This window comes from Pseudomonas sp. FSL W5-0203 (genome assembly GCF_001896155.1).
GTDB classification, from domain to species: Bacteria; Pseudomonadota; Gammaproteobacteria; order Pseudomonadales; family Pseudomonadaceae; genus Aquipseudomonas; species Aquipseudomonas paracarnis.
In genome coordinates, this window is the sequence record NZ_MPOR01000011.1 from 88940 (window position 1) to 108512 (window position 19573).

Annotated in this window: 19 protein-coding genes; 15 read left to right on the forward strand and 4 right to left on the reverse strand. The window is 63.1% G+C overall.

All coding sequences use genetic code 11. The annotated features are described in order from the left end of the window. Complete coding sequence (locus tag BOP96_RS12825; RefSeq protein ID WP_073452970.1) at positions 1–2193, reverse strand: TonB-dependent receptor; 2193 nt, start codon at positions 2191–2193, stop codon at positions 1–3. A gap of 197 nt (positions 2194–2390) precedes the next feature. Between BOP96_RS12825 and BOP96_RS12830 the strand changes: the two genes are divergently transcribed. The 12 genes from BOP96_RS12830 (at position 2391) to gspD (ending at position 13238) form a co-directional block, all read left to right on the forward strand. After that, a complete protein-coding gene (locus BOP96_RS12830) occupies positions 2391–3431 on the forward strand; it encodes a LacI family DNA-binding transcriptional regulator (RefSeq protein ID WP_073452972.1) in 1041 nt (346 codons plus the stop codon). Between the two features lie 255 nt (positions 3432–3686). Next, positions 3687–5354, forward strand: a complete 1668-nt coding sequence (gspE, locus tag BOP96_RS12835) for a type II secretion system ATPase GspE (protein WP_230957573.1) — start codon at positions 3687–3689, stop codon at positions 5352–5354. Further along, positions 5351–6547, forward strand: coding sequence for a type II secretion system inner membrane protein GspF (gene gspF / locus BOP96_RS12840; RefSeq protein WP_073452974.1), 1197 nt, complete (start codon positions 5351–5353; stop codon positions 6545–6547). Before gspE ends, gspF begins: the two co-directional genes overlap by 4 nt. 20 nt (positions 6548–6567) lie before the next feature. Next, the gene (gspG, locus tag BOP96_RS12845; RefSeq protein WP_019821138.1) at positions 6568–6978 is read left to right on the forward strand and encodes a type II secretion system major pseudopilin GspG; all 411 of its coding nucleotides are present in this window, start codon (positions 6568–6570) and stop codon (positions 6976–6978) included. A gap of 7 nt (positions 6979–6985) precedes the next feature. Beyond that, positions 6986–7411, forward strand: a complete 426-nt coding sequence (locus BOP96_RS12850) for a GspH/FimT family pseudopilin (protein WP_072433812.1) — start codon at positions 6986–6988, stop codon at positions 7409–7411. Then, positions 7408–7740: a type II secretion system protein gene (locus tag BOP96_RS12855; RefSeq protein ID WP_014719114.1), complete on the forward strand. Its 333-nt coding sequence runs from the start codon at positions 7408–7410 to the stop codon at positions 7738–7740. The genes BOP96_RS12850 and BOP96_RS12855 overlap by 4 nt, the downstream gene beginning before the upstream one ends. Further along, positions 7737–8345: a prepilin-type N-terminal cleavage/methylation domain-containing protein gene (locus BOP96_RS12860; RefSeq protein ID WP_014719113.1), complete on the forward strand. Its 609-nt coding sequence runs from the start codon at positions 7737–7739 to the stop codon at positions 8343–8345. Before BOP96_RS12855 ends, BOP96_RS12860 begins: the two co-directional genes overlap by 4 nt. Then, positions 8342–9043 carry a general secretion pathway protein GspK gene (locus tag BOP96_RS12865; RefSeq protein ID WP_020300757.1) on the forward strand — a complete coding sequence of 234 codons (702 nt, stop codon included), beginning with the start codon at positions 8342–8344 and terminating at the stop codon, positions 9041–9043. Before BOP96_RS12860 ends, BOP96_RS12865 begins: the two co-directional genes overlap by 4 nt. Continuing rightward, positions 9040–10032, forward strand: coding sequence for a PilN domain-containing protein (locus BOP96_RS12870; protein ID WP_073452976.1), 993 nt, complete (start codon positions 9040–9042; stop codon positions 10030–10032). Before BOP96_RS12865 ends, BOP96_RS12870 begins: the two co-directional genes overlap by 4 nt. After that, positions 10007–10609, forward strand: a complete 603-nt coding sequence (gspM, locus tag BOP96_RS12875) for a type II secretion system protein GspM (RefSeq protein WP_032902001.1) — start codon at positions 10007–10009, stop codon at positions 10607–10609. Before BOP96_RS12870 ends, gspM begins: the two co-directional genes overlap by 26 nt. After that, positions 10606–11106 (forward strand): general secretion pathway protein GspN, encoded by a 501-nt coding sequence (locus BOP96_RS12880; RefSeq protein ID WP_072446239.1) that lies wholly within the window; start codon positions 10606–10608, stop codon positions 11104–11106. Before gspM ends, BOP96_RS12880 begins: the two co-directional genes overlap by 4 nt. A 5-nt stretch (positions 11107–11111) precedes the next feature. Continuing rightward, positions 11112–13238: a type II secretion system secretin GspD gene (gene gspD, locus BOP96_RS12885; RefSeq protein ID WP_073452978.1), complete on the forward strand. Its 2127-nt coding sequence runs from the start codon at positions 11112–11114 to the stop codon at positions 13236–13238. Between the two features lie 147 nt (positions 13239–13385). On the opposite strand, the gene BOP96_RS12890 is transcribed toward gspD, so the two are convergent. The 3 genes from BOP96_RS12890 to BOP96_RS12900 all read right to left on the reverse strand — a co-directional run bounded on the left by BOP96_RS12890 (position 13386) and on the right by BOP96_RS12900 (position 16871). Further along, the gene (locus BOP96_RS12890) at positions 13386–14222 is read right to left on the reverse strand and encodes a 5'-nucleotidase, lipoprotein e(P4) family (RefSeq protein ID WP_060767777.1); all 837 of its coding nucleotides are present in this window, start codon (positions 14220–14222) and stop codon (positions 13386–13388) included. Positions 14223–14312: 90 nt separating this feature from the next. After that, the gene (locus tag BOP96_RS12895) at positions 14313–15527 is read right to left on the reverse strand and encodes a DUF1835 domain-containing protein (protein ID WP_073452980.1); all 1215 of its coding nucleotides are present in this window, start codon (positions 15525–15527) and stop codon (positions 14313–14315) included. Positions 15528–15794: 267 nt separating this feature from the next. Continuing rightward, a complete protein-coding gene (locus BOP96_RS12900; protein WP_032874237.1) occupies positions 15795–16871 on the reverse strand; it encodes an aldo/keto reductase in 1077 nt (358 codons plus the stop codon). 214 nt (positions 16872–17085) lie between these two features. On the opposite strand from BOP96_RS12900, the gene BOP96_RS12905 reads away from it, so the two are divergent. Genes BOP96_RS12905 through BOP96_RS12915 form a run of 3 tightly spaced genes read left to right on the forward strand, consistent with a single transcriptional unit; the run spans position 17086 to position 19539 of the window. Continuing rightward, the gene (locus BOP96_RS12905; RefSeq protein ID WP_019821152.1) at positions 17086–17718 is read left to right on the forward strand and encodes a glutathione S-transferase family protein; all 633 of its coding nucleotides are present in this window, start codon (positions 17086–17088) and stop codon (positions 17716–17718) included. Between the two features lie 16 nt (positions 17719–17734). After that, on the forward strand, positions 17735–18655 hold the full coding sequence (locus tag BOP96_RS12910; RefSeq protein ID WP_019821154.1) for a LysR family transcriptional regulator: 921 nt from the start codon (positions 17735–17737) through the stop codon (positions 18653–18655). Then, positions 18655–19539 (forward strand): LysR family transcriptional regulator, encoded by an 885-nt coding sequence (locus BOP96_RS12915; RefSeq protein ID WP_014719093.1) that lies wholly within the window; start codon positions 18655–18657, stop codon positions 19537–19539. The genes BOP96_RS12910 and BOP96_RS12915 overlap by 1 nt, the downstream gene beginning before the upstream one ends. Positions 19540–19573: the final 34 nt, after the last annotated feature.

Sequence of the window (19573 nt, forward strand, 5' to 3'; positions counted from 1 at the left end):
CTAGAAATCCTTGCGCAGTTGCACGCCGAAGTAACGCTCATCGTCACGAGGCACGGCGCGGTAGATGTAGTTGCCGCCGCTGGCCAGCAGCGGTGAGTAGGATTTGTCAGCGAGGTTCTTCGCCAACAGCGCCACGCGCCAGCCATTGGTATAGTCGGCCAGGGCCACGCTGGCGTTCCAGAGGCCGTAGGCGCCTTGTTTGGTGTCGAGGTTCTGGCTGATGTCGTACTGCACTTCGCTCTGCCAGCTGTAGTCAGTGCCCAGTTCGATATCCAGGCCGTTCTCCAGGGGGATGCTGTAGTCGGCGCGCACGTAGCTTTTCCAGTCCGGGCTGAACGGCAGTGGTTTGCCATTGACGTTGCAGGTTGCCGCTGCGCCTGGCGGGCACGCGAACTGATCGATGCGCGCTCGGGTATAGGCCAGGGCGCCGGAGAGCTTGAGTTGCTGAGTGGCTTGCAGGGCGTAATCGAGCTCGACGCCTTCGGTGCTGACGCTGCCGGCGTTGATCAGGCGCGTCACGACTTGGCCGGCGACGGTGTCGAAAAAGTTGGCCTGGTAGTTGTCGTAGTCACTGTGGAACACCGCCAGGTTGGTGGTCAGGCGGTTGTTCCAGGCCGTGGCCTTGATTCCGGCTTCCCAAGTATTGGAGGTTTCTGGCTTGAGCGCGTCGGTGTCGCGCGGCTGCATGTTGAAAAACACGTTGTAGGCCGGGCCTTTGTAGCCACGTGAGTAGGTGAGGTAGCTGGTGATGTTGTCGCTGAGGTCGTACTGCACGCCCAGCCGACCGGACCAACCATCCTCGTCTACCGAACCGGAACTCGACGTCGCCGGTTGAATGCCGCTGACGGTAGTGGCAGAGGTGGACACGCGGCGATGGTCGTACTGCAAGTCGTCATGGGTGTAACGCAACCCGGCGATGCCGCGAAAGCGCGAGGTGAAGTTGAGCGTGGTCTCGCCGAACACCGCGTAGCTGTCGCTGGTGGTGCTGTAGTCGGCAATGCCTCTATCGACCCGCGTCGTGGTGGTGAGGGTGCGCTGATAGGTCTCCTCATCCTTGCCATGCATGTAGAACAGGCCGCCGACGTACTCCAGGAACTCGCCTTTGGGCGAGGCCAGGCGCAGCTCCTGGGAGTATTGGTCGAACGCCAGGTCGCCCTTGTCAGCGGTGCCGGGGAACGCGGCGGTGACCGTGCCCAGACGGTCGCCATCCTGATATTGAGTGTTGTCCCAGCCGCGCCAGGCGGTGATTGACGTGAGGGTGTAGTCACCCAGATTCCAATCCAACTGCGCCGACAAGCCCTTGTTGGTGTCTTCCACATGGCTGCGGGTATCGGTGTTGATATCGCGGTTGTCACTTGAGGCGCGCACCGGTCTCAAGGCATTGCTGAACGCCGGGCTGAGGGACTTGCTGACCACGCCATTGGGCGCGTCGTCGTGGGATTGCATGTAGTCGGCGATCAGGGTCAGTTTCACGGCGTCGTTGGGCGTGAATTCCAGCTTGCCGCGAATGCCCTTGTGGTTGTAACCGTTGACCTCCTGGCCGTTGTGGCGGTTGTCGACGTTACCGTCGTAGCTGCCGAACAAAGTACTGATCGAGCCCTTGAGCACCTCCGGCACCAGGCTGCCACCGATGCCAAAGCGCGTGCGGCTTTCATGGCCGCTGTAGAACGACTGGTCGATAAAACCGTGGGTCTGGGCAGTCGGCGCCTTACTGGTGATATTCAGCACACCGGCCGACGCGTTCTTGCCGAACAGCGTGCCTTGCGGGCCACGCAGCACTTCGATGCGCTCCAAATCCAACAGGTCGAGTGTGGCCTGGCCGGGGCGTGCATAGACCACGCCATCGATCACCGTAGCCACCGTTGGCTCAACGCCCGGCGAGGTTGAAATGGTGCCCACGCCGCGCACGAACAACGAGGTGTCCTTGTTCGAGGCGCCGGTGCGAAAGTTCAGCGACGGCACTTGCTGCGCGATGCTCGCCACCCCGTTGCGATTGTCACGCTCCAGTTGCTCGCCATCGAGCACCGAGACGGCCACCGGGACTTTTTGCAGCGATTCTTCGCGGCGGGTAGCGGTGACTGTCACGGATTGGAGCGTGGGTTCCTGTTCGTCAGCCGCTACAGCGCCGCAGACGGGCAAGGCGCAGAGGCCTGCCAGAAGCAACAAATGGGTGTGCCGTGGAAAGTTATGCATGCTGTGCCCGCTCGAAAAAATACCCTGGTCCGCTGCGGTTCTGCGACCTTCAGCGCCTGAAAATGTCTTGGGCATTCGCTCGAGCGAGTAGCAGACAGTGCGCTTTGTTAGCGCTAACATCGGCATTATTGAAGGCGTCGGTTTAGAGCGTCAAATACTAAAAAATTAGTTTTATATTCCTTTTTGAGGTTTTTGCCGTGAACGAACACAAACCGCGCAAGCGCCGGGGCGCCGGCCGCGTCACCCTCAATACCGTGGCGCGCCAGGCCGGGGTGTCGGCCATTACGGTGTCGCGTTACTTCAACCAACCTGAACAGGTGTCACCCGAGCGCCGTGAACGTATCGCCCAGGTAGTCGCGCAGTTGGGGTATGTGCCGAACCTGGTGGCCGGCGGGTTGGCCTCCGCGCGCGGCAAAATCGTTGCGATGGTGACTCCGAATATCTCGGGGCCGATTTTTGCCAATACGCTGCAGGGCTTCAGCGACACCCTCAGTCGTCACGGCTACCAGCTGTTGCTGGCCTCCAGCTATTTCAGCATCGAGCAGGAGGAAAGTGCGGTGCGCGCTTTTCTCGGTTGGTCGCCGGCAGCGCTGGTGCTGACCAGCCGCTTTCACAGCCCTGGCACCGAGAAGATGATCGCCGAGGCAGATATACCGATCGTCGAAACCTGGGACTACGTGCCGGAACGCGCGCCGTTGCAAGTGGGGTTTTCTCATTATGAAGTGGGCGTCACCGCCGCGCGCTACTTGCATGGCAAAGGCTATCGACGCATCGCCTTCGTACAAAACAGTGCAGTGGGCGACTTCAGCGCATTGGAGCGGCGCGATGGATTTACCGCGACCCTCTCCGAGTTGGGTGTGCACCCGTGGGTCTTTGTGCCGGACGCCGACCGTGCGCCCTTCGAAGCCGGCAAGCAAGCCATGGAAGCGCTGATGGGGCAGGCGATCACGCCCGACGCGATTTTCTTCGCCAATGACAACCTCGCCGCGGGCGGTTTGCTGGCCGGTCAACGCGCCGGGCTGAGCATCCCCCAGGACTGCGCCGTATTGGGTTTTGGCGATTACCCGTTTGCCCACATGTTGTTGCCCAGCCTCAGCACCCTCCAGCCACCCGCGTTGGAGATCGGTGTGCTCGCCGCCACACGCGTCCTGCAAAGTCTGGGTGTATTAGCCACCGATGAGGAAGTTGAGCGCTTGAATCTTTTGCACTGTCAGTTAATTGAACGAGAGAGCACCTGAACAACTTCATTATGGCTAAGTGCAACTAGTGGCTATTGGCTGCCAACGCTCTAAATCAGTGCATTTGGCAATGTTTTGTATTTAATTACCCCCTCGTCCGGAACTAGGGCTATAACTTCCAGTCGATACACCCGGCTAACGCCTGCCTGGGCTATGGCGAACTAATGGCATTGTTCGGTAGTTCTAAATAGCCATACTTTTCGCAACGTTAGATATTCCTCAATGATGTCGTCAGCGCCCATCGATGCTTGCAAAATGCAGATCCCGCATACCGACCAGGTGTGCGCGTGGCTGATGCAGCACGCCGGGCTCAAAATCGCTGATCTGGAACGCGCCCAGCGTTTATCCACTGAGCCTGGCGACCTGCTCGGTTTACTCACGCGCCTGGGCCTGGTGTCCGAGGTCGAACTGGCTCGCGCCTGGGCCGATTTGCTGAATGCGCCACTGCTGCTGGCCGACGCGGCGCCGCCGTTGCTCGACCCGCTTCCCGTGCTCACCGAGCGCTTTATGCGTCATTACCAGGTCGTGCCGATGGGTTGGCATCAGGGCGGGTTGCGCGTAATGGCCGCCAACCCGGCGCAGTGGTATCCGTTCCAGGCCCTGGCGTATGCCTGTGAGGTGCCGGTCTGGCTGGCCATCGGTTCGCGTAATGAAGTCGACACACTGATCGAGCGCTATTACGGCCAGGGCCGTTCCGCCATGGGCAGCCTGATCGAAAACCTCGATGAGCAGGGCGGCGTGCTGGAAGACATCGAACACCTCAAGGACATGGCCTCCGAAGCGCCAGTGATTCGCCTGGTCAATCTGATCCTGCAGCGCGCCGTGGAACAGCGCGCCTCGGATATCCATATCGAACCCTTCGAAAACCAACTCAAGGTGCGCTACCGCATCGACGGCGTGCTGCACGACGCCGAAGCACCGCCTGCCAGTTCGTCGGCGGCGGTGATCTCGCGGGTGAAGATAATGGCGCGCCTGGACATCGCCGAACGACGCCTGCCCCAGGACGGGCGCATCATGCTGCGCATCCAGGGCAAGGCGCTGGATCTGCGGGTGTCCACGGTGCCCACCAGCTTCGGCGAGTCGGTGGTGATGCGCCTGTTGGACCGGCAAACCGTGCAATTCGATTTCCCCAGCCTGGGCTTTGATGGCCCGCGCCTGGCGGCCTTCCAGGATCTATTGGCGCGGCCCCACGGCATCCTGTTGGTCACCGGGCCTACGGGCTCGGGCAAAACCACCACGCTCTATACCGCGTTGTCGCAGCTCAATACCGCTGAGCGCAAGATCATCACCGTGGAAGACCCGGTGGAATATCAGCTTGAAGGGATTAACCAGATCCAGGTCAAGCCGGCCATCGGCCTGGACTTTGCCGGAGCGCTGCGCGCCATCGTGCGCCAGGACCCGGACGTGATCATGATCGGCGAAATCCGCGACCTGGAAACCTGCCGCATTGCCGTCCAATCGTCACTCACTGGCCATCTGGTCCTCTCGACCCTGCACACCAACAGCGCTGCGGCGAGTATCACGCGCTTGCTGGACATGGGCGTGGAAAGCTACCTGATTGCCTCCACGGTCAGCGGTATTCTCGCCCAGCGCCTGGTGCGGCGCCTGGACCCGGCCACGCGAGTAGCCTTCCAGGCCCCAGCGGAATTGATCAAGGAGCATGGCCTGGATCGCCTGACCGAGCAGCGTCCGATCCTGCTTTACCGCGGTGACTATCACGGCCGCAGCGCCCTCACTGAATTGTTGGTGATGAACGATGAGTTGCGTGGCTTGCTGATGGGCCACGCCGACGCCGCCAGCCTCGAGCACGCCGCCCGCCGCGCCGGTTTGCGCACCTTGTATGAAGACGGTTTGCGCCAGGCCCTGGCCGGTGTCACCTCCCTGGAAGAAGTGCTGCGCGTCACCCGCGGAGATGACGCGTGAGCCTGTTCAAGTTCCGCGCCCTGGACAGCCAGGGCGTGGCCCAGAGCGGCACGTTGCAGGCCATTGACCAAGCGGCCGCTGTCGCCGTCTTGCATCAGCGCGGGTGGTTGTTGCTGCACATCGAAACGGCCAGCGGCCCCTTGTTGCGCCAGGCACGTGGGCAGTTGAAGGGCGTAGCGCTGGTGAGTTTCACCCAGCAATTGGCCACGCTACTGGGCGCCGGCCAGCCCCTCGAACGCGCTTTAAACCTGTTGCTCAAGCAAGCCCGCCATCCTCAGGTGCAGGCCTTGATCGAGCGCATTCGCGACCAGGTCAAGGCCGGCAAACCGCTGTCGGCGGCGCTGGAGGAGGAGGGCGGCACGTTTTCCCCGCTGTACCTGAGCATGGTGCGCGCCGGTGAGGCCGGCGGGGCGCTGGAGGGCACCTTGCGCCAGCTCAGCGACTACCTGGAGCGCAGCCAGTTACTGCGCGGCGAGGTGATCAATGCGCTGATCTACCCGGCGTTCCTGGTGGTGGGTGTACTGGGTTCCCTGGCGCTGTTGCTGGCCTATGTGGTGCCGCAATTCGTGCCGATTTTTCAGGACCTTGGCGTGCCGATTCCACTGATCACCCAGGTGATCCTGGCGCTCGGCGAGTTCCTCGGTGCCTATGGCCTGGTGGTGCTGGCCGGGTTGTCGATCAGTGGGTGGATCCTGGCGGCGCGCCTGCGCGACCCCCTGCGCCGTGAGCGTTACGACCGTCACGTGCTGGGCATCCGCGTGATCGGCCCGCTGTTGCAACGGGTGCAAGCCGCCCGCCTGACCCGCACCCTCGGCACGTTGCTCAGCAATGGCGTGGCGCTGCTGCCCGCGCTGGTGATCGCCCGGCAAGTCTGCAGCAACCGTGCGCTCCAGGCGCAAGTGGCGCTGGCAGCGCAACGGGTCAAGGGCGGCGGTACGCTGGCCGATGCGTTCGGTCGCCAGCCGCTGCTACCGGAGCTGGCGCTGCACATGATCGAAGTCGGTGAACAGGCCGGCGAACTGGACAGCATGCTGCTCAAGGTTGCCGACATCTTCGACGTCGAGGCCAAGCGCGCCATCGAACGCTTGCTCGCGGCAATGGTGCCGACCCTGACCGTGGTCATGGCGGTGCTGGTGGCAGTGATCATGCTGGCGATCATGCTGCCGCTGATGAGCCTCACCAGCCATATATGAACTTTCAAGGAGCAGAACCGATGAAAACCCGACACCGCCAAGGCGGCTTCACCCTTTTGGAAATGCTGGCGGTGATCGTGCTGCTGGGCATTGTCGCGACCATTGTGGTGCGCCAGGTCGGTGGCAATGTGGACAAGGGCAAGTACGGCGCGGGCAAGGCGCAACTGGCCAGTTTGAGCATGAAGATCGACAGCTACGCCCTGGACGTGGGCGCGCCGCCCAACAACCTGCAACAGCTGCTCGACAAGCCGGCCAGTGCTTCCAACTGGGCCGGCCCCTACGCCAAGCCTTCGGAGCTGAAAGACCCGTTCGGCCACGGGTTTGGCTATCGCTTCCCCGGTGAGCACGGCGCCTTCGACCTGATCTTCTACGGCCAGGACGGCCAACCCGGCGGCGAGGGCTACAGTGCCGACCTGGGCAACTGGGAATAACCCGCCCGTGGCCCAGCGAGGCTTTACCCTGCTGGAGATGCTGGTGGTCATCCTATTGATCGGCATTGCGGCGGGTTTGTTGGGGCTGGGTGTACGGCAAGGGCTGCAGGTGGCCAAGGAGCGGCGGGTGGTCGCGCAGATGGTCGAGGCGCTGCGCGCCACGCGCGCGAGCGCCATCGTCAGCGGCCAGGCGACGCACACTCGGTTTGACCTCCAGGGCCGCACATTCCAGGCTTCAGGGCGTGCGTCACAGCAGTGGCCAGCGCAGGTGCAAGTGACCTTGCACAGTGCCGAGCAGGCAGGGTCCGCCGTGGTGTTCTATCCCGACGGCAGTTCTACCGGCGGCAACCTGCTGCTGGCCAACGGCAGCCGGCGTTGGCGCATCGATATTGGCTGGCTCACCGGCAGTGTGCAATCCAAGGCGCTGCCATGAAGCACCAGGCCGGCTTCACCTTACTGGAAATGCTCGCCGCCCTGACGTTGATGGCGGTGTGCAGCAGCGTGTTGCTGGTTGCCTTCGGCCAGAGCGCGCGCGCCTTGTCCCAGGTGGCCCGCAGTGACCGCCTTACCCATGCCGCGCTCACGCTGCTGGACCAGGAAGCTGCCGGCCCGCTGATTGAAGGAACCCGCCAAGGCCAACTCGACGGCATCCATTGGCAACTGACCAGCACCCGCCAACAGCCGCACCTGTTTCGTCTTGACCTGAACGTGCGTGAAGGCGCGCATCAGGCGCACTTCAGCACTTTGAAGGCGCGCCTGTGAAGCGCCGTGAGCAGGGTTTCACCCTGCTGGAAGTGCTCGTGGTGCTCAGCTTGCTGTCGGTGTTGTTGCTGCTGGTGAGCGCAGCGTTGCTGGGGGCCAATCGGGCGGTGGCCAAGGCCCAGGCCTACACCGTCAGCCTGGATGAAATGCGCGCCGCCCAACAGTTTTTGCGCACCTCGATCAGCGAGGCGCTGCCGCTAAAGCTCACTGACGATGACAGCCAGGCCGAAGGTTTTTTTATCGGCACGCCTGAGCGTCTGCAATTTGTGGCGACCTTGCCCGGTGTATTGGGCGGGGGGATCCAGCGCTTTACCCTCCAACGGGTCGGGCAGGATTTGCAGGTGGCTTTTTCGCAGAGGGCATCGCAGGCCAACGCGCAGCGCGATGAGCCGCAGGTGCTTTTGCACAACGTCGAGGCGCTGCAGTTCAGCTATCGCGGTGTCTCGCCACTGGGCCAGCCCACCGACTGGTTGAGCCCGTGGCCCTGGCCCCGGCGCTTGCCCACAGCGGTGCGCATCGACGCCACCGTCGACGGGCCGGTGCCGTGGGTCACCCAGGTGGTTGCGCTGCGCCTGAACCTGTCCAGCGCGAGCAGCGAAGAATGAAGCGCCAACGCGGTGCGGCCCTGTTGCTGGTGTTGTGGGTGCTGGCCTTGCTCAGCGTATTGCTGGGTGGCCTGGCCGGGTGGGTGCAGCTGCAAAGTCGCCAGGCGCTGTGGCTGCGCCAGCACACCCAGACACTATTGGCCGCCCAGGCCGGTATCGCACAGGTCATGGCGCAAGGGCAGTGGGTGGCGGACGGGCGTTCTATGGCGCTGACCTTCGACGACGCCCGCTTGCAGGTCAGTCTGCGCAGTGAGCGCGGCAAGTTGTACCTGGTCAACGCTGCCCCCCAAGACCTCACGCGCCTGGCCCTGGCCTGCGGCGCCACACCGGTTCAGGCCCAGCAGTTGGCCAAGGCCCTTGAGACTCGCCGCCATCAGGGCCTGGCGCCGTTTCGGGTGCTGGAGGAGGTACGTCAACTTCCCGGCATGACCCCGGCGCTCTACAGCCAACTACTGCCGCACATCACCTTGTGGAGCGACCTCGACCGGCCCGCTCCGGCATTCGCCAGCCCCCTGATGCGCAAGGCGTTGAACCTGCCACGCCAGGACGCCGAGGGCGTCGACCCCGGCCAGGTCGTGGAAATCGACAGCCGCGCCGAGCGCCCCGGCGGCTATCAGGCACGCCTGCGACTGACCCTTTTATTAAGCCCTGCGGAGGACAGCGCACAGCCCTATCGGGTGGTGCGGTGGCAAGAATGATTCAACTCGAACCAATTGCCCGCTATTGGCGCGGCAGCCTGCTGCAACAAGGCTGGCGCCTGTGGCTCACAGAGTTACGCGGCTGTGTGCCGAAGTGGCTGGCGTTCCAGGACCCGCCCGAGCACGTTCATCACTGGCCGCTCACGGCACCGGTGGTGCCAGGCAATGCGCGCCAGGTGCTGATGCTTGCTCCTGATGCTGTGTTGCAGCAAAGCGTGCAACTGCCTCTGGCTGCCGCGCGCAACCTCGTGGAGGTGGTTGGCTATGAACTGGACCGCTATACCCCGTTCAACGCCGACCAGCTCTACTTTGTCGCCCGCCTGGAGCGGCGCACGCCCAGCCACCTGGAGGTGAGGGTGGTGGCGATCCTGCGCGAGCGCCTGGACCAGGTCCTCACTGACTGTGCCGCCCTCGGCCTGTACCCACACCGTGTGGACGCGGCGGGCCTGGGTATCGACCTGCTGCCCGCGCCGTTGCGCCCGCGTTCACGTTCTGCCGGCAAGCAATTGCAGCGCAGCCTGCCGTGGTTGTGCGGCGCGTTGCTGATTGCGGCGATGCTGTTGTGGCTCAACGATCGCCAGCGGGTACTCGACAGCATGCACGCCACTGTTCAACAGCAAAAAGCCGAGGTCGCGCAGGTGCACGCCCTGCGCCAGCAACTGCTCAACACCCGTGGTGCGGCGCAGTACCTGTCCCAGCGCAAACGGGCGCAACCCCCCCTGGCCGGCCTACTGAATGACTTGACCAGCTGCCTGCCCGCCGACACCTGGCTCGACCAATTGGACGTCAAGGACGGCGAGGTGAGCTTTTCCGGCCAGAGCGCCAAGGCCAGTGGCCTGATCAGCCGCATCAAAGGCTGCCAGCGCTTGGACAACGCGCAGTTCGAAGGGGTGATCCAACCCGACGCACGCACCGGCAAGGACCAGTTTGCCTTGCGTGCCCACTTACGCCAGGAGGCCGCCGATGCGCCGACCCCTCACACGCCGTGAACGCCGCGGCGCCGCCTTGTTGACCCTGGCGTTGGTGCTCGGCGCGGCCTATTGGCTGTTGATCGACAGCTGGTTCGCCGGGCCGCTGCGGGCCATGGGTGAACAGGCCGAACAGTTGCGTGAACAGCAGCAGCGCTATGCCAGCGTCATACGCCAGGGCGATGCCTTGCGCGAACAGCTGGCGCAGGCACAGCAAGACCCGGCCAGCAGCGCCAGCCTGTTGCCGGGGGACGACCCGGACGTGGTCGCCGCCGACCTGATGCAGCGTCTTGCCGACCTGATCAACAGCCACGCCAACCTCGGCGGCGGCTGCAACCTCACCCAGCGCAAGCCGATCACGCCTGAACAAAACGACAGCGAGCCCTATCGTCAGGTCAAGGTCAGCCTCACGCTCAATTGCGCGATCGAACCGCTGACCGCGATCCTGCATGGGCTGGAATATCAGCCGCCTTTTCTGTTCGTCGATGAGCTGCATATTCGTCGCGACAAACAGGCGCCAGCCAGTGGTGGGGCAGGCAAGCTGGCGGTGCAACTGCTGGTGCGCGGCTACCTGCAACCGGCGCGGGTGGCACCATGATCGGCCCATTGCGTCCTCTTGAATGGGGCTGGCTCGGCGTGGCCGGGCTCTTGGGATTGTTGATGGCGATGATCCTCAGCAGCATCGGCGATGCCCCCCGGTGGTTACCCGATGCGCCGGTGCACGCGCCACCCTCTTTCCAGGTGCAGGCCGCTCCCACGCCGGCGTTGCGAGACCTTGCCGGTACCTGGCAAGCGCCGCTGTTCAGCCCGGATCGCCGCCCGGACCGGGAGGTGGGTAAAACCCAGGTGGCGAGCCTGGCCAACCTGACCCTCAGCGGCATCATGATCACCGGCAACCTGCAAATGGCCATGCTCAAGCAAGCCGGTGGCCCAACGCTCACGGTGCGCTTGGGCCAGGCGTTGCCCAACGGCTGGCGCCTGGAACACCTGACCCCGCAATACGCTCGTTTTGCCCTGGACGGGCGCACCCAGACCCTGAGCCTCTACGGTAAGCGGTTACCCCTGATCTCACATCCCCGCGAGTCTCTCCCTTGATTGATATGCGCACTTCGCTGTTTTGCCTGGCTACCGCCGTCTCCCTGGGCGGCTGTGGCTCTTTGCCCGACACCCTCGACCCGGACGACGACCTGCTGCACGAGGCCCTGCAGGGCACCGGCACACAACGCCCGGCGCTTCAGGCGCCTGTGGCCGAAAGCCCTCCACCTGCCACCCAGGCTCCGCCGCAGCGCCAGCTGATTCGTGGCAATCAAGCGTTTGTGCGCCAGCCCGCAGCGCCGGCAAACGTGCCGCAGCAGGGGGGCGACATCGTGTTCAACTTCGCCGACCAGCCCATCGAGGCCGTGATCAACAGCGTGATGGGCGACCTGTTGCACGAGAACTACAGCATCGCCGAGGGCGTGAAGGGCACGGTCAGCTTCTCCACCTCCAAACCCGTGGACAAACAGCAGGCGCTATCGATTCTCGAAACCCTGCTGTCCTGGACCGACAACGCCATGATCAAGCAGGGCAACCGCTATGTGATCCTGCCGGCCAACCAGGCAGTGGCGGGCAAGCTGGTGCCGCAGATGCGCGTGGCGCAACCGGCCAGCGGCCTCTCGGCACGTCTGTTTTCACTGCGCTATATCTCGGCCACCGAGATGCAGAAACTGCTCAAACCCTTCGCCCGTGAAAACGCTTTTTTGTTGGTGGACCCGGCGCGCAATGTCCTGAGCCTGGCCGGCACGCCCGACGAACTGGCCAACTACCAGGACACCATCGACACCTTCGACGTGGACTGGCTCAAGGGCATGTCGGTGGCGGTGTTCGGCCTGCAACGCGCCTCGGTGGCCGAGCTGATGCCCGAGCTGCAAGCCATGTTCGGCGCGGACAGTGGCACACCCCTGGCCGGCATGCTGCGGTTCTTGCCGGTCGAGCGCACCAACTCGGTGGTGGCGATTTCTTCCCAGCCCCAGTACCTCAGCGAAGTGGGCGACTGGATCCGCACCATCGACGAGGGCGGCGGTAACGAGCCGCAGATGTATGTGTACGACGTGCGCAATATGAATGCCGCCGACCTCGCCAAGTACCTGCGGCAGATCTACGGCAATGGCGCGATCAAGGATGACGCCCCGGCGAAGGTAGCACCGGGCTTGCGTACCACCACCCTGTCCTCGTCCACCAGTGCCGGTTTGCAGGCGAGCGCCCCGGTGCCCGCAGCCGAAGAACCTGAATCCGAGCCTGCCGAAAACACCCAGGCATCGCCCACCAGCGACCTCGAAGCGGGCACGCGCATCACCGCGCAAAAGAGCAGCAACCAACTGCTGGTACGCACCCGCCCGGCGCAATGGAAAGAGATCGAAGCGGCGATCAAACGCCTCGACAACCCACCGCTGCAAGTGCAGATCGAGACGCGCATCCTGGAGGTCAAGCTCACCGGCGAACTGGACCTGGGGGTGCAGTGGTACCTGGGCCGCCTGGCCGGCAATTCCACCAGCACCACGGTGGCCAATGCTTCCGGCAGCCAAGGCGCCTTGGGCGGTGGCGGGGCAGGGCTGGGGGCGGCGGACTCGTTGTTCTACTCCTTCGTCAGTTCCAACCTGCAAGTGGCCCTGCACGCCCTGGAGACCAACGGCCGCACCCAGGTGCTATCGGCGCCATCGCTGGTGGTGATGAACAACCAGCCGGCGCAGATCCAGGTGGGGGACAACATTCCCATCAGCCAGACCACCGTCAATACCGGGGACGCCGACACCACCTTGAGCAGTGTGGAATATGTGCAGACGGGGGTGATTCTGGATGTGGTGCCGCGCATCAATCCGGGTGGGCTGGTGTACATGGATATCCAGCAACAGGTCAGTGATGCCCAGAACCCGACGGGGAACAGTGAGACGCCGGTGAACCCGCGTATCTCCACGCGCTCGGTGTCCACCCAGGTGGCGGTGCAGAGTGGCCAGACGGTATTGCTCGGCGGATTGATCAAGCAGGACAACGCTGAGAGCGTCAGTGCCGTGCCTTACCTGGCGAAGATTCCGGGGTTGCGCTGGTTGTTTGGCAATACCGGCAAGTCCAAGGACCGCACGGAGCTGATTGTGCTGATTACGCCGAGGGTGATTACCAGCAGCAGCCAGGCGCGGCAGGTGACGGATGATTATCGCCAGCAGATGCAGTTGTTGCGACCCGCCCAATAAGCCCTCTCCTACATTGATCGTTCCCACGCTCTGCGTGGGAATGCCGCCCTGGACGCTCCGCGTCCCATCTGCACAACGTGACGCGGAGCGTCACAGGATGTATTCCCACGCAGAGCGTGGGAACGATCATCACGGCAGGGCGTCACCCTATTGCTGCAACAGCAACGCCTGCTGCTTGAACCTGCGTTTCTGCGCAAACGGCAAGCTCTCATCATCCCCATACGGCGCGCTGTACCAGTTGCCGTAGCTGGGGTTGGGCAGCAGGAACCAACGCTGGCCTAGCCAATTCACATAGGGTTCGACGGCCTTGCGCTGTGCATCCAGGGTGTTGTGCTCGGCCTGCACGAAATCGCCCAGGGAGTCTCCGGCCATCAACAGCACGCGGGCATGCCTGGCGACCCACTGACGGCGGCACTGCTTGCCGTAGCCCGCGCTTTCGCAGTGGCCGGTGGGGGTGCTGGCCGCCAGGATCTGTGCGTCGCTCTCAATCGGAAATCCGCGCAAACGCAGGTTTTTGGCCGTGGCCGCGACCTGGCTGTGTTCTCGGTTGGTGAGGTAGTAAACCTGGATGCCTTTTTGCCGGGCCGCCTGCAGGAACGCCACCGAGCCTGGCAGTGCCTGGGCCTTGGCCTGGTCGACCCAGGTGTTCCAGCGATCATAGGAATAGACCTGATTATTGATGATGTCGCGGGCGTTGAGGGGCACGTTGTCCAACAGCGTTTCGTCGATGTCCACCACCACCGCCGGGGGCAGGCCGGCCAGGTTGCGTGGGGCAAAAGGCAGGGCGTCCCAGCTCGGGTCGGCGAGGGCAACATCCAGTTGGCGGGTGGCATTGGCGAAGAGCTGGCGGTAGATCAGTTCGTGCTCGATGGACGTCTGGGTCCAGAGCACGGCGTCGAGTTGGTCATTGGCCGGCGGGTGTTGCTGGCAGCCTGCGAGGGCGGTGGTGAGCAAGCAGAGGCTGGCAAAGAACAGGTTGCGCATGGGCTGGGTCTCGAAGAGCGTGGTGGCGTGGTCAGCACGCCAGTCTAATCACTTGCGATGCTCGCGGCTCGTTGCCGTTTCGCAATCGTCTTAAAGCCAGGCTTCACCCCAGGTGGGCATGTGGTGATTGCCCATTCGCCAATGGGGCTGCCGAGGCCTGAGGCACACACCGCCGACCCAACGCTCATGGCTGGCGTGGTCCATCCAGTTGGTGTCGCCGTTCAATACAGCCTGCCCCAGTGGCGTCAACGCCAAGGGGCGCTTAGGCCATGGTTGATCCCTCTCTGTTTCCACCAGCAACGGCTGCTCGCCATCGATCAACGGCCGCATCAGCGCATGAAACATCAGGTCGCCAAGGAACGGCAGGGGTTCGCGCCTGGCCATCAACTCTGCGAAGACCCGGGCAAACGCCACTGGCCCGCTTTCGGCGATATACCTCAGCGCCAAGCGCTCGGTCAGTGAGAGGCCATCCTCAATTCCTGGCAACTCCTGCAATTGGCGGCGTAGCGCCGGTGCAAGCAGCGGCAGGCTCGGGTGAGCGGTACGGGCCAGTTCTGCCAGCTTGGTCGGCGAGGAGTCGCAATAAGCCGACCAGGCTTGTTTGGCCAGGTGCACCGCCGTGTCGTCGATCAAGCGTCGCTGCGGCCATAGCCAGGCAAGCACGTCGGGCGCCAGTTGCCCGATCCCGATAAACCGTTCGACGCCCGGTATGCGGTCGACCTCGATCAGCTCAAGTTTTTTCGGCGTGCGTTCAAGACTTGAGAGTGCGCGAATCAGGAACAATTGGTCATAGGCATCCGCTTCACACCACAACACGCTATGTTCGGCGCCGGCCAGTGCGTCCAATTGGGTGTATTCCCCGTCAACGCGCAGGTTTACATCAGCAGGGGTCAAGGCAAAAGTCTGGCTGATAAAAGCGCTGCGCAGGCGGCGGAATTCGGCGCTGGGAAGATTGCGTACGGGGCCCATGCACAGTGGGTCGCTGAGCATCTGGAAGCGGCCCTTGAACCCAGCCACCTGCAAGCTGTGGGCAATGTCATTGCCACAGCGCCAATGGTGAGTACGTGCCTCGTCGCTGGCCTCGAAACCGGGGTGGCGCGCAGCAAAGTCCAGGGCATCGATATGCGCCTTGAGCTTGGGCCAACTGGCAAAACCCAATTGCCTGGCGACCTGCCATTGGGCCTGGGCCAAGGTGGCGCTGGGGTCTAGTTTTTTCAGGTGCGACAACAGTTCCTTGGCGCGCTTGCGCTGCTGCTCAAGGTTGAGGCGGCCATTGGTAGAGGAGGCCAAAGGGCGTTGCGACATACGAGCTCCTTGCACAAACCTTTTCCGCTTCAAGGTTGGGAGTCGTAGAAATGTGGTGGAGCTGGGATGTCTTGGGCGCAGCCCTTTCCGCGGAAGGTGGCGTAGAGAGCGCCAGGCGGGAAATATAGGCAGCATTGCCGTTCGGTGCAACCCTGAAAATGTGGGCTTGCCCCAATGCCACTCAGTCAAGCGCAGCTCCCACATAGGATTTTCGTTGCTTTGGGGATTGCGTTCGCTTAATTCATCGACATTGGGGCAGGTGCTGTTTTATTTGTCCTGGCGCGCATCCAGGGTTTTTTGATGCTCGGCCAGGAAGGGTTGCTCCGCTGGATCAAAACGATCAATCCCGGCGGTGAAGCGGTGCCAGTAGGGGTACAACGGCTGACGGCGAGTGACGGCTTCGATGCGCGCCGACTGCTCGTCGGTGAGTTTCAGTTCGGTGGCCGCCAGGTTATCGCGCAGGTGTGCTTCCGTACGGGCGCCGACAATCAGCGAGGTGATCCCCGGGCGATCCTTGAGCCAGGCCAGGCAGGTACGGGCGACCGAGACGCCGTGTTCATCACCGACGGCGGCGAGGGTCTCGATAATGTCCAGCGCACGTTCCTGGTCGTGGACGTAGGGTTCCGGCCAACCGCTGCCCTGGCGGGTATTGGCCGGTGGCTTGTGCCCGCGGCGGGTTGTGCCGGTCAGCAAGCCTTCGCCCATCGGGCCCCACACCAAAGTGCCGACCTGCTGGTCCAGGGCCAACGGCAGCAACTCGTACTCGGCCTCGCGGGATTCCGGAGTGTAGTAGATCTGCTGGGTAATCGGCTTGAGCATGCCGTGCAGTTCAGCCTTGCCCAGGGTTTTCATCATCTGCCAGGCGGTGAAGTTGCTGGTGCCGAAATAGCGGATCTTGCCCGAACCCACCAACAGGCGCAGGGCTTCCAGGGTCTCTTCGATTGGCGTCATGCCGTCCCAGTTGTGCAGTTGGTACAAGTCGATGTGGTCGGTACCCAGGCGCTTGAGGCTGGCTTCGCACGCGCGGATCAAGTGGTAGCGCGATGAGCCGGAGTTGTTGGGGTTGTCGTCCACCGGGCTGCGGCCCTTGGTGGCTAGCAGAATGTCGTGACGCTTGTCGCCCAGCGCCTTGCCCACCACTTCTTCGGCCAAGCCGTGGGAATAGAGATCAGCGGTGTCGACCATATTCACCCCGGCGTCGAACGCCATATCGAACATGCGCTTGGCCAGGGGCACATCCACCGCACCGCATTTTTCAAATTCTGCGCGACCGCCAAAAGGGACGGTGCCAAGGATGATTTCCGATACCAGCAGGCCGGAATGACCCATTTGTCGATACTGCATGTTGCCTCCTACTTAACGTTGCACGTGAAGGTGTGAACGATGGGGGCGGCGATAGTTTGAATTTTTTCGTGAAATCCTCGCGCCCGTCTTGGCATGACGTCAATGAAGATTGTTTCGCTGGATGAAATGCTGGATTGTGAATCCTGGTCATTCCGCCAGACAGGGCAGCGGTAGAACATCCCTGGCGTCGATACCCACTCATTTGGAGCCTGTAATGACCCAGCCTGCGATCAAACTCTATGGTTTTCCCCTGTCCGGCCACTCCCACCGGGTCGAGCTGATGTTGTCCCTGCTGGGGCTGGCGAGTGAATTTATCCTGGTGGACCTCAAGCAAGGCGCGCATAAAACGCCTGAGTTCCTCACCACCCTGAACAGCTTTGGCCAGGTGCCGGTGATTGATGACGGCGGGATGGTACTGGCCGACTCCAATGCGATCCTGATTTACCTGGCCAGCACCTATGGCAGCGGCCAATGGCTGCCGAGCGACCTTGTCGGGCAAGCCAAGGTGCAGCGTTGGCTCTCGGCCGCCGCCGGCCCACTCCATGCCGGGCCTGCCACGGCGCGCTTGGCCACGGTGTTTGGCGCCGAGGTGGACACTGTCGGCGCAATCAACCGTGCCCATGCCTTGCTTAGCGTGATGGAGCAGCAACTGAGCCAGAGCCGTTTCCTCGCCAGTGAACAGCCCAGCATTGCCGATATCGCCTTCTACACCTATGTGGCCCACGCGCCGGAAGGCAATGTGTCCCTGGCCGACTACCCTAAGGTGCGCGCCTGGCTCGCTAGCATCGAAGCACTGCCGGGTTTCGTTGGCATGCCGCGCACGGCGGTGGGGCTGCAATCGCAATAACAACCAAGGGGCACCGATGGACCGTTTTCATGAAATGCAGGTGTTCCTGGCCGTGGCCGAGGAGGAGGGCTTTGCGGCTGCCGCACGGCGCCTGAACACGTCGCCGCCCAGCGTGACCCGCGCCATTGCCGCCATGGAGCAACGCATCGGCACCCAGCTGCTGGCGCGCACCACCCGCAGTCTGCACTTGACCGAAGCCGGCCAGCGTTACCTGGAAGATTGCCGACGAATCCTTGCCGAGCTGAACGAAGCCGAGGAAGCGGCGGCGGGCAGTTACTCCATCCCGGGCGGCCAGTTGACGGTGACCGCACCGGTACTGTTTGGCGAGTTGTATGTGGCGCCGGTACTGGGGGATTATCTGGACCGTTTTCCCTTGGTGACTATCAACGCCTTGCTGGTCGATAGGGTGGTCAATATGACCGACGAAGGTGTTGACGTGGCGGTGCGTATCGGCCACCTGCAGCCATCCTTGCAGCAAGCGATCAAGGTCGGCGAAGTACGCCGGGTGGTGTGCGCATCGCCGGCTTATCTTGACCAACACGGGCGGCCCCAGCGCCCCGAGCAGTTGCGTGAGGCCAAGCTCGTCACCTCATCGTCCAGCCAACTGGTCAGTGAGTGGACATTCATCGACGCCGGCCAGCCGCTGAAGGTACCGATCGAGCCACGCCTGGTGGTCACCGCCAACAATGCCGCGATCAACCTGGCCCGCCTGGGCTGGGGCATGACGCGGGTACTGTCTTATCAAGTCGCGGCAGCGGTGGCGGCGGGTGAGTTGGAGCTGGTGCTGGAGGATTTCGAACCGGCGCCGCTGCCGATCCACGTGGTGTTCCAGCAAAACGGCCGCATACCGGCCAAGGTCAATACGTTTGTGGATTTCCTCAGCCATCGCCTCGGGCAGGACCCGGCCCTGAACGCGGCGACGAAGCAGCGCGCCTGATGGAGCGTTTTCGCGATATGCAGCTGTTTGCCGCGCTGGCCGGGCAACCCAGCCTGGCGTCGGCGGCGCGCCATGCGCAGGTCTCCGGCCCGACGCTGGTACGAGCGGTTGCGCGCCTTGAGGCACGCCTGCGCGTGGTGTTGCTGCAACGCAGCACCCGTGGGGTCAGCCTGACCGATGCAGGCCAGGCTTACCTTGCCGACTGTGTGCGTCTGCTGGCAGCGGTGGACGCGGCCGAGGCTTCGGCCAACGGTTTGCATGTGCAGGCCCAGGGCGACCTGCGGATATTCCTGCCGTTGCTGTTCAGCCGCTATGTCATGGCGCCGTTGTTGGCCGGCTATGCGGATCGCTACCCGGCGGTGCGTGTCATCGCGCACTATCACGATTATTTCCCTAACCTGCACGTAGAAGGGCTGGATGTGGCGGTACTGGTCGGCGAATTGCCCAGTTCGTCGCTGATTGCGCGGCAGGTCGGGCAGGTGGGCACTGTCCTTTGCGCCAGCCCCGCTTACTTGGCGAACCGGGGCGAACCCCGACATCCGGCCGACCTCAAGCAGCATCATCTGATTGCCAGCGCCGACCCGGTGCACTGGGATTTCCCGCATTACACCCTCAAGGCTCGCGCCCGGCTGCGTTGCGCCACTGTCCAAGGTGCGATCAATGCGGCGGTGCAGGGGGCTGGCGTGATTCGAGCCTTGAGTTACCCCCTGCACGAACACCTGGCGAGCGGCCAGTTGCAGCGCCTGTTGCCTTCCTTCGAGTCGCCGCCGCAGCCGGTGTATGTGGTTTACCGCGAAGGTCGTCATGCGTCGATGCGCGTGCGCAGCTTTGTCGACTACTGCGTCACCGCGTTGCGCGAGCATCCGGCGTTTCAGTTGGCGTAATAGTGGATTGCCCAGGGTGGGCATTCTCTCCATC